The sequence below is a fragment of the Amycolatopsis sp. NPDC004625 genome (genome assembly GCF_040609695.1).
GTDB lineage: Bacteria > Actinomycetota > Actinomycetes > Mycobacteriales > Pseudonocardiaceae > Amycolatopsis.
In genome coordinates this window covers 131,745-144,266 of sequence record NZ_JBEXKX010000003.1, presented here as the reverse complement: position 1 = coordinate 144,266, position 12,522 = coordinate 131,745, and the positions used below count along the sequence as shown (strand labels likewise).

At 73.0% G+C, this 12,522-nt stretch carries 17 protein-coding genes; 8 read left to right on the top strand and 9 right to left on the bottom strand.

The window, feature by feature from the left end:
* Nucleotides 1–70 precede the first annotated feature (70 nt).
* The 4 genes from ABZW17_RS04450 to ABZW17_RS04435 are packed head-to-tail and all read right to left on the bottom strand — an operon-like array spanning nt 71 to nt 3,194.
* Nucleotides 71–343 carry a DUF6295 family protein gene (locus ABZW17_RS04450; protein ID WP_354809542.1) on the bottom strand — a complete coding sequence of 91 codons (273 nt, stop codon included), beginning with the start codon at nt 341–343 and terminating at the stop codon, nt 71–73.
* A 12-nt stretch (nt 344–355) separates the two neighbouring features.
* Entirely contained in the window at nt 356–1,096 is a 741-nt protein-coding gene (locus ABZW17_RS04445; RefSeq protein WP_354809540.1) for a dienelactone hydrolase family protein, read from the bottom strand.
* The gene (locus ABZW17_RS04440; protein WP_354809538.1) at nt 1,093–2,763 is read right to left on the bottom strand and encodes an MFS transporter; all 1,671 of its coding nucleotides are present in this window, start codon (nt 2,761–2,763) and stop codon (nt 1,093–1,095) included. Before ABZW17_RS04440 ends, ABZW17_RS04445 begins: the two co-directional genes overlap by 4 nt.
* On the bottom strand, nt 2,760–3,194 hold the full coding sequence (locus ABZW17_RS04435; protein ID WP_354809536.1) for a MarR family transcriptional regulator: 435 nt from the start codon (nt 3,192–3,194) through the stop codon (nt 2,760–2,762). The genes ABZW17_RS04440 and ABZW17_RS04435 overlap by 4 nt, the downstream gene beginning before the upstream one ends.
* A gap of 143 nt (nt 3,195–3,337) precedes the next feature.
* Here ABZW17_RS04435 and ABZW17_RS04430 point away from each other — a divergent pair, with 143 nt between their 5' ends.
* Nucleotides 3,338–3,637 (top strand): hypothetical protein, encoded by a 300-nt coding sequence (locus ABZW17_RS04430; RefSeq protein WP_354809534.1) that lies wholly within the window; start codon nt 3,338–3,340, stop codon nt 3,635–3,637.
* Nucleotides 3,638–3,808: 171 nt separating this feature from the next.
* On the opposite strand, the gene ABZW17_RS04425 is transcribed toward ABZW17_RS04430, so the two are convergent.
* From ABZW17_RS04425 to ABZW17_RS04405, 5 genes are read right to left on the bottom strand one after another with little or no spacing between them, the layout of a single operon-like run.
* Nucleotides 3,809–4,471 carry a hypothetical protein gene (locus tag ABZW17_RS04425; protein WP_354809532.1) on the bottom strand — a complete coding sequence of 221 codons (663 nt, stop codon included), beginning with the start codon at nt 4,469–4,471 and terminating at the stop codon, nt 3,809–3,811.
* A gap of 21 nt (nt 4,472–4,492) precedes the next feature.
* Complete coding sequence (locus ABZW17_RS04420) at nt 4,493–5,548, bottom strand: GTP-binding protein (RefSeq protein ID WP_354809530.1); 1,056 nt, start codon at nt 5,546–5,548, stop codon at nt 4,493–4,495.
* Nucleotides 5,545–5,697, bottom strand: a complete 153-nt coding sequence (gene rpmF, locus ABZW17_RS04415) for a 50S ribosomal protein L32 (RefSeq protein WP_354809528.1) — start codon at nt 5,695–5,697, stop codon at nt 5,545–5,547. Before rpmF ends, ABZW17_RS04420 begins: the two co-directional genes overlap by 4 nt.
* Nucleotides 5,697–5,951 (bottom strand): type B 50S ribosomal protein L31, encoded by a 255-nt coding sequence (locus ABZW17_RS04410; protein ID WP_354809526.1) that lies wholly within the window; start codon nt 5,949–5,951, stop codon nt 5,697–5,699. Before ABZW17_RS04410 ends, rpmF begins: the two co-directional genes overlap by 1 nt.
* Nucleotides 5,948–7,192, bottom strand: a complete 1,245-nt coding sequence (locus ABZW17_RS04405) for a GTP-binding protein (RefSeq protein WP_354809524.1) — start codon at nt 7,190–7,192, stop codon at nt 5,948–5,950. Before ABZW17_RS04405 ends, ABZW17_RS04410 begins: the two co-directional genes overlap by 4 nt.
* A gap of 79 nt (nt 7,193–7,271) precedes the next feature.
* Here ABZW17_RS04405 and rpmB point away from each other — a divergent pair, with 79 nt between their 5' ends.
* From rpmB to cobA, 7 genes are all read left to right on the top strand, one after another.
* Nucleotides 7,272–7,508 (top strand): 50S ribosomal protein L28, encoded by a 237-nt coding sequence (gene rpmB, locus ABZW17_RS04400; protein WP_354809522.1) that lies wholly within the window; start codon nt 7,272–7,274, stop codon nt 7,506–7,508.
* Complete coding sequence (rpmG, locus tag ABZW17_RS04395) at nt 7,508–7,675, top strand: 50S ribosomal protein L33 (protein WP_354809520.1); 168 nt, start codon at nt 7,508–7,510, stop codon at nt 7,673–7,675. Before rpmB ends, rpmG begins: the two co-directional genes overlap by 1 nt.
* Complete coding sequence (gene rpsN, locus ABZW17_RS04390; protein ID WP_354809518.1) at nt 7,675–7,980, top strand: 30S ribosomal protein S14; 306 nt, start codon at nt 7,675–7,677, stop codon at nt 7,978–7,980. Before rpmG ends, rpsN begins: the two co-directional genes overlap by 1 nt.
* The gene (gene rpsR, locus ABZW17_RS04385; RefSeq protein ID WP_354809516.1) at nt 7,977–8,231 is read left to right on the top strand and encodes a 30S ribosomal protein S18; all 255 of its coding nucleotides are present in this window, start codon (nt 7,977–7,979) and stop codon (nt 8,229–8,231) included. Before rpsN ends, rpsR begins: the two co-directional genes overlap by 4 nt.
* Nucleotides 8,232–8,320: 89 nt before the next feature.
* Entirely contained in the window at nt 8,321–9,382 is a 1,062-nt protein-coding gene (locus ABZW17_RS04380; RefSeq protein WP_354809515.1) for a MoxR family ATPase, read from the top strand.
* Nucleotides 9,379–11,247: a hypothetical protein gene (locus ABZW17_RS04375; protein WP_354809513.1), complete on the top strand. Its 1,869-nt coding sequence runs from the start codon at nt 9,379–9,381 to the stop codon at nt 11,245–11,247. Before ABZW17_RS04380 ends, ABZW17_RS04375 begins: the two co-directional genes overlap by 4 nt.
* 47 nt (nt 11,248–11,294) lie before the next feature.
* Complete coding sequence (cobA, locus tag ABZW17_RS04370; RefSeq protein WP_354809511.1) at nt 11,295–12,515, top strand: uroporphyrinogen-III C-methyltransferase; 1,221 nt, start codon at nt 11,295–11,297, stop codon at nt 12,513–12,515.
* Nucleotides 12,516–12,522 lie beyond the last annotated feature (7 nt).

Below are 12,522 nucleotides of genomic sequence, written 5' to 3'. Positions count from 1 at the left end.
CCCCGCCCCCATCACCCCCCCGTGTTTCTCTCAAAACTTTCTCAACAATTTTTCCCCCCCCCACGACCGCTTACTGGTCGCGGGAGGCCAGGCCCGCGGGCGCGGACTTGACGGCCGCGTGGATGGCGTCCGCGAGAGCCAAGGCGTCCTCTTCCGTGAGTTCGAGTGCGACCCGGGCCGAGGCGCCGAGAGAAGGGGCGCGGAAGTCGATGTTCACCGTGTGCGCGTAGGGCGCGTGCACCGGGTGGTCGACGTACACGGTTCCCTCGCTCAGCCGGAACCAGCCGCGAGCCCCCTTGCCGCTGCCCTCGAGCGCGAACTTCTCCGTCAGGTACGTGCACATAAGGGAGTCCTCTCAGGCGGTCAGCGTGCGGGCGTAGAAGGCGAGAATCCGTTCCCAGCCGTCCTTCGCGGCCTCCGGGCGGTAGCTCGGGCGGTCGACGGCGAAGAACGCGTGCCCCGCGCCCGCGTACGTGTGGAACTCGTGTTCCTTGCCCAGCTTCTCCAGCTCGGCCGCCAGCACGGCGACCTCGTCCGGGCCCGGGAACTGGTCTTCGGCGCCGAAGATGCCCAGTAGCGGGCACGACAGCTGCGAGGCCAGGCCCAGCAGCGGCTTCATCCGCCTCATGGCCTCCGGCGGGTCGTTGACGACGAAGGCGCCGTAGCAGTCCACCGCCGCGTCGAGGTCCAGGGAGCACGCGGACAGGAAGGCGTGGCGGCCACCCGAGCAGTGCCCGATGACGCCGACGCGGCCGTTCGCGTTCTCCAGCGCGCGGAGGTAGTCCGCCGCGCCCGAGACGTCGCCGACCAGGCGGTCGTCGGGGATGCCGCCCGCCGCGCGGACCGTCGCCGCCGCGTCGTCCGGGTCCGCGCCCGGTGCTTCGCGCGTGTACAGGTTCGGGCAGAGCGCGTTGTAGCCCTCGACTGCGAAGCGGCGCACCATCTCCTTCGTCGCCGCGTCGTAGCCGGGCAGGTGGTGGATCACCACGACGCCGCCGCGCGGGGTCTCGTCGGTCGGTTTGGCCAGGTAGGCCTCGAGCTCGTCCCCGCCGTCACCGGTGATGGTGACGGTTCCGGCGACGATTTCGTCGGTCATCGGTTCTCCTTCGCTCGTTCGGTCGGGTGGACGTACCGCCTGCCGCGGGACGCGGACGCGATCGCGGCGACGACCGCCATCACGGCGGCCGCGGTGAACACGACCGCCAGGCCGTGGTGGAACGGGCCGGAGACGAGCCGCGGGAAGAACTCGCCGCCGGTGAGGGTCGCCCGGTCGGCGGGGGACAGGCCGGCCAGGACGTCCGGGCCGAGCAGGTGCCCGACCGGGTTGCTGCCGAGGAACGCGGCGAACAGCGTGCTGACCGGCGGGAGCTGCGCGACGCCGTCGGCGACCGGCGCCGGGACGCCGTGGGCCTGCAGGCCGCCGGTGAGCGTCTGCGGCAGCGACGAAGCGAGCCCGGCGATCATCAGCGAGAAGAACACGCCGATGGACAGGGACGTCCCGGAGTTCTGGAACGTCGCCCGCATGCCGGAGGCGACCCCGCGCTGCTCGGTGGGGACGCTGCTCATGATCGCCGAGGTGTTCGGCGCGGCGAACATGCCCTGGCCGATCCCGCTGAGCACGAGCAGGCCCGCGAACGCCGGGTACGGGAAGTCCACCGGCAGCGCCAGCAGCCCGAAGAACGCCACCGCGACCAGGAGCAGGCCGCCGGTGGCCAGCGGCCGGGCCCCGAACCGGTCGGACAGGTACCCGGACACCGGCCCGGCGACCAGGAACCCGACGGTCAGCGGCAGCAGGTGGATCCCGGCCCACAGGGGCGTCTGCTCGTAGTCGTAGCCGTGCAGGGGCAGCCAGATCCCCTGCAGCCAGATGATGAGCATGAACTGCATGCCACCACGTGCGACCGAAGTCAGCAACGCGGCGACGTTGCCGGCGGCGAACGCCCGGATCCTGAACAGCGAAAGCTGGAACATCGGCGTGGCGACCCGGGTCTCGATGACGCCGAACAGGACGAGCAGCAGCACCCCGGTGCCGATCCCGCCGAGCACCCACGGGTTGCCCCAGCCGGTGGCCGCGCCGCCGTAGGGCTGGATGCCGTAGGTGATCGCGGCCAGGACCAGCGCGGTTCCGGCCGCGAAGGTGACGTTGCCGCCCCAGTCGACCTTCGCCCGCTGCGGTGTCCCGACCTCGCGGAGGCTGCGGATCGACCAGAGCGTGCCGAGCAGGCCGAACGGCACGCTGACCCAGAACACCGCCCGCCAGTCGATCTCGGCCAGCAGGCCGCCGACGACCAGGCCGAGGAACTGCCCGGCCAGCGCGGTGATCTGGTTGACGCCCAGCGCCATGCCGCGCTGGTGCGCCGGGAAGGCGTCGGTGAGGATGGCCGCGGAGTTCGCCGTCAGCATCGACCCGCCGACGGCCTGCACGACCCGCCAGCCGATCAGCCACAGCGCGCCACTGCCGCCGTGGAACGGGTCGAACGACAGCGCCACCGACGCGACGCTGAACACGACGAAGCCGACGTTGTACATCTTGACGCGGCCGAACATGTCGCCGAGCCGCCCGAGCGTCACCACGAGCACGGCCTGCACCAGCAGGTAGCCGAGGATCATCCAGAGCAGGTAGCCGATGTTGCCGGGCGCGAGCGGGTCGAGCCCGATGCCGCGGAAGATCGCCGGCAGCGAGATGATCACGATCGAGCCGTCGAGCGCGGACATCAGCACGCCGAGCGTGGTGTTGGACAGCGCGACCCACTTGTAGTTCACAGGCGGTCCGCCAGCCGTTCGATGAGCGGGATGGCCGTGACCAGCTCGTGCCGCTCGGCCTCGGTGAACTGCTCGGCCAGCGCGGCCGCCATCCGCCGCGTGGTCGCCGAACGGCGGTCGGTGAGCAGCTTGACGCCGGCTTCGGTGACCGACATCAGCACCTTGCGGCCGTCGGAGTCGTCCTTGTGCCGCTCGACCAGGCCCCGCTCGACCAGCCCGGCCAGGGTGACCCCCATGGCCTGCGGCTTGACCCGTTCGAGGTCGGCGAGGCACCCGGGCGTGGCCGGGCCCTCCCGGTCGAGCCGGGACAGCACCGACCGTTCGGGCAGCGTCGGTTCGCCGACGACGTACCCCTGGCGCAACCGCCGGACCAGCCGGCCGAGCGCGACCCGCAGGTCGGCACTCGCCTGGAGGAGCTCCTCGTCCGTCACGATCGTCAACCTAGACTGATAAACCTGGGTTGATCAACCCGGACGGAACCGCCGCTATCGGGTGAGCCGGGACCTTTCGCCCGCCGTGGCCGCCGGGTCCGGTGTTACCGTCCGAAGTGGACACACCGAGAGAGGGACCGCCGATGACCGACCCGCACGTGCGCCACGCCGGCCACGAGCACCACACCCACGGCGCCGGCTGCGGCCACGCGGCGGTCCCGCACGGCGACCACGTGGACTACGTGCACGAGGGGCACCTGCACCGGGCCCACGACGGCCACTTCGACGAGTGCGAGGTCTTCGGGCACGTGCCCCACGCCGGCCACGACCACACCCACGGCGACGGGTGCGGCCACATCGCGGTCCCGCACGGCGACCACGTCGACTACCTGCACGACGGCCACCGCCACGCGGTCCACGAGGACCACTACGACGACCACTGACCCCGCCGGTCGTGAGTGGTAAGCAGCGTGCGCAGCTTGGCCGCCGGGGCCAGCAGGTCCGCGTCGATCATCGCCTTCGCCAGCGCCGTCGCCGCGGCCCCCCCGGCCGTTGGTGTGTCGACACGCCCCTACGTACTCCGCTTACCCCCCCACCCCCAGCCGCGGGAGGGGTCAGCCGAGCGGGACCTCGACGGTGACCTCGCCGCCTTCGGACTCGGCGGCCAGGGTCAGCACCCGGGCCTCCGCCGGCGGGCCGGGCTCGAAGGTGCGCCGCTCCACGAGCAGGCCGTGGGACCCGGACCCGCCACCCCCGCCGCCGCGGTACCGGGTGCCGGCGTCGTCCCACCCGCGCCAGCGCGTGCGGAGGGCCCAGTGCTCCCGCATCCGGCGCGGATCGACGCCGTCGTGGGCCATGGTCAGGACGACGAGGGTGGACCACACCTCCAGGCTCACCAGCTGCGCCGTCAGCTCGCCGACCGTGCAGCTGCGGCCCGCCAGCGAAACCACGTGCCGCAGCACGGGCGCGGGCGGCGTCTCGATCGCTTCACGCCATTCGGGCCGCTCGGCGCCCATACTCGTGGCCACTGCCTCGGCCCTGGCCGAAGCTTCCGCGTGGACCACCTTGAGCCGGCCGGACCGCTGCAGGGTCACGTCGAGGTCGGCGAGGATCCGGTCGGCGTCCTCCCGCGCCAGTGCTCCCGCGGCCACCAGGCCGATCGCCACCCCACGGATCTCCCGCCGGTCGAACCCGCTCAGCCGCCCGGCGGCCGGCTGCCCCCGCCCCGCGCCCAGGCCGTCGGCGATCAGCTTCTCCAGGTACCGGCGCCCGTCCATACGGCCAGTTTCCCGCCGCCGTCAACGGATTTGGCCGAACTCCCACCCGGGGAACGGGTCCGGCCCGCTCGCCTGCCCGAGGCAGTCCCGCAGCGCGGCGAGGAGGGCGTGCCCGTCGAGGTCGACGCCGATGAACACCAGTTCCTGCCGCGGTGCCGCCGCCACGCCCTGGGGTTCGAACCGCGCGACCGTGCCCGCCTGCGACCACAGCCCGGTCACCCCGGGCCGGGACGCCAGCGTGAAGAACCCCTTCGACCGCAGCACCGTCCCGAACTCGCCGGAGTCCAGCCGCCGGGTCACGAAGGCCCACAGCGCCACCGGGTCGAACGCCCGGTCCGCGCGGAAGACCACGCTGGAGATGCCGTACTCCTCGGTCTCCGGCACGTGGTCGCCGTTCAGCTCGGCGACCCAGCCCGGCGCCTCCTGCGCCCGGACGGCGTCATAGCGGCCGGTCCCGAACACCCGCTCCGGCGGCACCTTCCCGAAGCGGCCCGTGACGACGTCGGCGGCCGGGTTGAGCCGCCGCAGCGCCGCCACCAGCCGGTCGACCTCGGCCGGACCGGCCAGGTCCGTCTTGTTCAGCAACAGGACGTCGGCGAACTCGATCTGGTCGACCAGCAGGTCGCTGACCGTCCGCTCGTCGCCGGCGTACTGGTCGAGCCGCCGCTCCACCAGGGAGTCGCCGGCCGCCAGCTCGCGGGCGAAGTTCGCCGCGTCGACCACCGTCACCATCGTGTCGAGGTGGGCGACGGCGTCCAGGAAGGTGAACGTCGCCGCCACCGGCATCGGCTCGGAGATGCCGCTCGACTCGATGAGCACGTGGTCGAACCGGCCGTCCGCGCACAGGGCCGCGACCTCCTCGAGGAGGTCCTCCCGCAGGGTGCAGCAGATGCACCCGTCGGTCAGTTCCACAAGCCGCTCCCGCGACCGGACGAGCGCGGCGTCGATGTTGACCTCGCTCATGTCGTTGACGATCACCGCGACCCGCAGGCCCGCCCGGCCGGCGAGGATGTGGTTGAGCAGCGTCGTCTTGCCCGCGCCGAGGAAGCCGGACAGGACGGTGACCGGAACGCTCACCCCGCGTGGAAGTGCTTCATCAGCCGGCGGGGAACCAGCCGGACCTCGCCGTCGACCTTGATCGGTACCAGGTCCGGCACGGCGGCCTTCCACTGCGCGCGCCGGGAGCGCGTGTTGCTGCGCGACACCCTGCGCTTGGGGACGGCCATCAGCGGGTGCCCCGCTTCCCGTAGCGGCGGTGGAACTTCTCGACCTGGCCGGCGCTGTCCATGATCCGCTGGGTGCCGGTCCAGAACGGGTGCGACCACGCGCTGATGTCGACCACGACCAGCGGGTAGGTCCGGCCGTCGGACCACTCGATCGTGCGGTCGGAGGCGATGGTGGAACGGGTGAGGAAGGCGTCGCCGGTCGACGAGTCCTTGAACACCACAGGGTGGTAATTCGGGTGGATTCCGGTCTTCATCGGTCTTCCTTTCGGTTCGCCGCGGAGTGCCGCGCCGGGTCGGGTTCGGTGTCCTCGCACGGTTCTTCGTGCCAGTCCCCGAACGGGTCGGGGTAGTGCCGCCACGCTTCCTGCCCGGCCGCGAGTTCCTCGTCGGTCAGGAGAGCGCCGCGCAGGGCCGCGTCGATCTCGTCGGGCGTTGTCCGGTCCGTCACCACGACGAGTTCCTGCGCGCGGTCGCCGTGCACCGGGTGCCAGCGCAGGGACGCCAGCGTCCGCCGTTCCGGCGAGACGTCCGTCCACTTCGGACCGTCCGGGGCGGCGAGCCACGGTCCGGCGTGCCCGATGCCCAGCCCGCCGCCCGCCGACTCGATCCAGAACGCGACGTCGGGCCGGCTGGCCACCCAGGCGCGGCCGCGGGTGCGGACGACGCCGTCGAGCAGCACGTCCAGGGCGTCGTGCAGGCGTCCGGGGTGGAACGGCCGCTGCGCGGTGAAGGTGACCAGCCCGATGCCGCAGTCGACGTGCACCGGCGGCTGGCCCCGCAGCAGGGCGCCGTGCATGTCGGTGACTTCGCCGCGGCGGGCGTCCGGAGGCACGGCGTCGAGCACGCTGTGTCCGTCGGCCCGCGCCAGCTCGACCCGCGGGACCGACGGCGCGACCCGGTCGAGCACCGCGGACGCCTTCGCCGCGGTCCACGCGTCGGCGGCCGCGCCGGCCAGCACCAGGACGTCGGCGAACTCCACCTGGCTCAGCGCGACCTGGGCGACGGTCCGTTCGTCCTCGGGGCTGCCCTGCAGGTTCCGGTCGGCCAGCTCGTCCTCGCCGGTCGCGTCGGCGAGGAAGCTCGCGCAGTCGACGACGGTGAGGACCGCGCGCAGGTCGACGTCGCCGGCCACCGGGTGGTCGCCGACCAGGACGTGGGTGATCGCCCAGCTCACCGGCTCCGGCTCCATGGCTTCGTCGAGCCGGACGACGATCCGGGTCACCTCCGGGCGCCGGGCCAGCCGCCGCAGCAGCGGCAGCAGGTCCTCCCGGAGGGTGCAGGACACGCAGCCGTGGGCCAGTTCGAGGACGGTCAGCTCGTCGCGTTCGCCGAGCTTCAGGCGGCGGCGGACGACACCGGAGTGGATCTCGCGCAGGTCGTGGTGGACGACGGCGGTGCCCGGCCCGGCGGCGCGCAGCAGCTCCGCCAGTTCGGCGCTCGGGCCGGTGGCGAGGCCGCTCACGAGGACGAGCGGGACGCGGGGGTGGTGGGTCACAAGGGCTCCAGGAATGCCGGCGGGGTATGGTGCGCTACAGTAACTGAAAACGAAAACCACTATCAACTCGGGAGGGCCTTTGTCCGCCGTGTGCCAGGTCACCGGCCGCAAGCCGGGCTACGGCAAGCAGGTTTCGCACTCGCACCGCCGCACGTCCCGGCGCTGGGAGCCGAACCTGCAGAACCGCCGGTACTTCGTGCCGGGCGAGAACCGCTGGGTGCGGCTGCGCGTCTCCGCCAAGGGCATGAAGACGATCGACAAGCGCGGCATCGAGGCCGTCGTCGCCGAGCTGAAGGCGAAGGGGGTGAAGCTGTGATGGCGAAGAGCACCGACGTCCGGCCGATCATCAAGCTGCGGTCCACCGCGGGCACCGGCTACACGTACGTGACGAAGAAGAACCGCCGGAACGATCCGGACCGGATGGTCCTGCGCAAGTACGACCCGGTGGCGCGCAGGCACGTCGACTTCAAGGAAGAGCGCTGATGGCCAAGAAGTCCAAGATCGCCAAGAACGAGCAGCGGAAGGGGGTCGCCGCGCGGTACGTCGAACGCCGTCGCGCGCTCAAGGCCGTGATCGCCTCGCCGGGCTCGTCGCCGCGCGAGAAGGCCGAGGCCGTCGTCGCGCTGCAGAAACTGCCGCGGGACGCGAGCCCGACCCGCATCCGGAACCGGGACGCCGCGGACGGCCGTCCCCGCGGCTACCTCCGGAAGTTCGGGCTGTCGCGGGTGAAGGTGCGGCAGGCCGCGCACCGCGGCGAGCTGCCCGGCGTCGCGAAGTCGAGCTGGTGAGCCGGATGCCGAAACCGCACCGCGACCGGCCGGCCAAGCGCAAGGTGAACTTGTTGCACGCCAACAAGATCACCCACGTCGACTGGAAGGACACCGAACTGCTGCGGAAGTTCGTCTCCGACCGCGGCAAGATCCGCGCCCGCCGGGTGACCGGGTTGACGCCGCAGCAACAGAAACAGGTCGCCACGGCGATCAAGAACGCGCGCGAGATGGCTCTCCTGCCGTACCCGTCGGCGGGCCGCGCCGGCTGAAATTCGAATGCGCGAAGCCGGGTGGCGCGCGATCATGGGCGCACGAAAGGGGGCGTCGCACGGGATGTCCTGAGACAGGAGGTCCACGCTTGCACGCCCAGCTCACGGTCACGCCCGCCCGGCTGCCCGAAGTCCTGCTCACCACCGCCGTCGTCCGGCCGGTGTTCCTCTGGGGCGCGCCCGGGATCGGGAAGTCCTCGCTGGTGCGCGACTTCGCGGTGTCGCTCGGGCTCGACTGTGTGTCGCTGCTCGGTACCCAGCTCGCGCCCGAGGACCTGATCGGCGTCCCGCAGATCGTCGACGGCCGCAGCCGGTTCTGCCCGCCGGAGCAGATCGCCCGCGACGAGCCGTACTGCCTGTTCCTCGACGAGCTGAACGCCGCCGCGCCCGACGTCCAGAAGGCGTTCTACTCGCTGATCCTCGACCGCCGCATCGGCTCCTACGAGCTGCCGGCGGGCTCGGTCGTGATCGGCGCCGGCAACCGCGCCACCGACCAGGCGCTGGCCCGGCCGATGGCCTCGGCCCTGGTGAACCGCCTGGTGCACGTCCACCTGCGGGCCGCGCCGGGCGACTGGCTCGCCTGGGCCGCCGGGAACGCCATCCACCCGTGGGTGATCGAGTACCTCACCCAGCGCCCGGACCACCTGTGGAGCCCGCCGCCGAAGACCGAGGAACCGTTTTCGACGCCGCGGTCCTGGCACATGCTCTCGGATCTGCTCCACTCCGCCGGCGATCCGGCCGACGACGAGACGATCGCGCTGCTGGCGTACGCGACCCTCACCCCGGCGCACGCGGGCGCGTTCCGCGCGTACCTCAAGGTGGCCCGGCACGCCTTCGACCTGGAGGCGATCCTCAAGGGCGACGCGCGCTGGCCCGCCGAGCCGGCCGACCGCGACCTGCTCTACTTCCTCGCCGAGACCTTCCGCGCCCGGCTGGTCAAGGACCTGCCCGCGGACAAGCGGCACGCGTCGGCGGCCGTGCGCCAGTTCGCGTTCCGCGCGAAGAGCCTGCTCGTCGAGCTGGCCGAAATCTCCCTGGAGATGGCGCAGCTGGTCATCGCCGACGACGAGGCCGGGAACCCGCGGCTGCCGTCGTGGTTCCTGGTCGAAGCGGCCCGCGACCTGCCGCGGCTGGTGGCGGCGCGCGCATGAGCAACCCCCGGGTCGAAGCGAAGCGCCGCGAACGCCGGAACCAGGCGATCGCCGACGGCTGGGGCCGGGCGCGCTCGCACACCGTCCTGGACCACCTCGCCCGCGGGGCGAGCCTCAGCACCGAGAGCACCGGCGGCTGGGCCGTGGTCACCGACCGCGGGATGATCACGCCGAACCGCACCCGCGACGCCGAAGCGGGCGAGTGGGCCTGGGTGTTCGCGCACCTGCTGCTGCACCTCGGTCTCGGCCACCTCGACGACGACCTGCTGACCGAGGCGGAAGCCGTCATGCCCGGCCGCGAGCTCGACCCGGCCTACGCCGCCGCGTGCTGCGTGGCCGTGCACCGGTTCGCCGAGGCCGTCCACGTCGGCACCCCGGTCCTGGACCTGCCCGAGCTCCCGGGCACCGACGAGCCGGCCCTGACCCGCGCCTGGCGGGAGACCGGCGTCCCGGTGCCGTTCACCGACCTGGGCACCGGCCGGCCGTGCCTGGCGCTCGCGGAGCCGATGAGCCGCTGGCAGGTGCAGTACCACGGGAAGCCGACGCCGTGGACCGAGCGGTTCGCCCGCGGGCTGATCGCCTCGGCCACCGAAGCGATGGAACGCGCCGCCGACGCGCGCGGGCAGGCGCGCCACCGGCGGGCGCTGGGGGAGTGGGACCGGGCGCTGTCCTGGTTCGTCTCGTCGTTCCCGCTGCTCGGTGCGGTCGCGTCCGGGTTCACCCTGGTCGTCGACGTCGAGGTCGTCCGCGCCTGGGACATCGCCGTGGCCGCGGTCGACGCCGAGCACGGCGAGATCCACGTCAACCCGGGTGCCGCCCTGACGGCGGAGGAGTGGCGGTTCGTGCTGGCGCACGAGATGCTGCACGCGGCCCTGCGCCACGACCGCCGCGCGCTGGGCCGCGAGCCCTACCTGTGGAACGTCGCGTGCGACTACGTGATCAACGGCTGGCTGGTCGCCATGGGCGTCGGCGAGCTGCCCGAGGGCGGCCTGCACGACCAGCAGCTGACCGGGATGTCGGCGGAGTCGGTGTACGACACGCTGACCACCGACCTGCGCCGGGCCCGCAAGCTGCGCACGCTGGGCTCGCGCGAGGCGGGGGACGTGCTGGGCGACTGGCTGTCCGAGCCGGAGTCCGCGCAGCGCCGGTCGTCGCGGCGCACCGCGCGGCCGATGCCGTGGGGTGACCGCGTCCAGGGCGTCGACCTCGACGAGTTCTACCGCCGGGCGCTCACCCAGGGCCTCGAGTACCACCACGCCCAGGGCCGGGGGCTGCTGCCGGCCGGCCTGGAGCAGGAGATCCGGGCGCTCGACCACCCGCCCCTGCCGTGGGACGCGCAGCTGGCGCGCTGGTTCGACGAGCACGTCCGGGTGGAGCTGCCGGTGCGCAGCTACGCGCGGGCGTCCCGCCGCCAGTCGGCGACGCCGGACATCCCGCGCCCGGGCCGGGTCCGCCCGGAACGTCTCGACCGGCGCGTCACCTTCGGCGTCGTGCTGGACACGTCGGGGTCGATGAACGCCGAGCTGCTCGGCAAGGCCCTCGGCGCGATCGCGTCGTACGCACTGGCCCGGGACGTCCCGGCGGCTCGGGTGGTGTTCTGCGACGCCGTCGCCTACGACGCCGGGTACCTGGCGGTGGAGGACATCGCGGGCCGGGTCAAGGTCCGCGGGCGCGGCGGGACGATCCTGCAGCCCGGCGTCGACCTGCTGCAGCGCGCGCCGGACTTCCCGGCGGACGGGCCGATCCTGATCATCACCGACGCGTACTGCGACCACGTCCGGCCGCGGCGGGAGCACGCGTACCTCGTGCCGCGGGGCGCGCGGCTGCCCTTCGTGGCCCGCGGGCCGGTGTTCCGCGTGGCGTGACCCACGCTGGGCTGGCGCCGGGGTGAACCGCCAATAAACTCCCGGCCATGGACGACCCGCACTACCTTTCCGGCCTCCAGCTCACCGGCCGCCGCGTCGTGATGTTCGGCGGCGGGTCCGTGGCCCAGCGCCGGCTGCCCCGCCTGATCAGCGCCGGGGCCCGCGTCGAACTGGTGTCGCCGCACACGACGCCGTCGGTGCAGGGGATGGTGGACGCGGGAGAGCTCGTCTGGCACGAACGCCGTTACGAGCCCGGTGACCTTCGCGATGCCTGGTACGCGCTGGCCTGCACGAACGACCCCGAGGCGAACGCGGCCATCTGCGCCGAGGCCGAGCGGGAGCGGGTGTTCTGCGTCCGCGCCGACGAGGGCGAGTCCGGTTCCGCGGTGACCCCGGCGTCCGGACGGCACGGCGGCCTGCTGTTCGGCGTGCTGTCGGGTGGCGAGCCGCTGCGGTCGGCGGCCGTCCGCGACTCGATGCTCGACGGCCTGCACAACGGCACGATCGAGGACGGCCGCACCCCGCACCCGGAGGGCACGCTGCCCGGCGTGGCCCTGGTCGGCGGCGGCCCGGGCGACCCGGAGCTGGTCACGGTCCGCGGCCGCCGCCTGCTGGCGCGCGCGGACGTCGTCGTGGTGGACCGGCTGGCGCCGCGCGAGCTTCTCGACGAGCTCGCGCCCGAGGTGGAGATCGTCGACGCGGCGAAGATCCCGTACGGCCGCGCGGCGAGCCAGGACGTGATCAACAGCACGCTGATCGAGCGCGCCAAGGAGGGCAAGTTCGTCGTCCGCCTCAAGGGCGGCGACCCGTACCTGTTCGGCCGCGGCTTCGAGGAGGTGCTGGCCTGCGCGGAGGCCGGCGTCCCGGTGACGATGGTCCCGGGCATCACGAGCGCGTTCGCGGTCCCGGCGGCGGCGGACGTCCCGGTGACCCACCGCGGCGTGGCCCACGAGGTGGTGGTGGTCTCCGGCCACGTCGCCCCCGGCGACGACCGGTCCCTGGTGGACTGGGACCTGCTGGCCCGCATGAAGGGCACGATCGTCCTGATGATGGGCGTCGAGCGCCTCCCGCAGTTCGCGAAGGCGCTGCTGGACGGCGGCCGCCCGGCGGACACCCCGGTCGCGATCATCGAGGACGGCACGATGCGCACCCAGCGCGCCCTCCGGTCCACATTGGACACGGTGGTCACGGACGCGGCGGCCGCGGCGGTCCGCCCACCCGCGGTGATCGTGATCGGCCCGGTCGCCGGCCTCGCCCCGGTGTCCTGACCGGAAT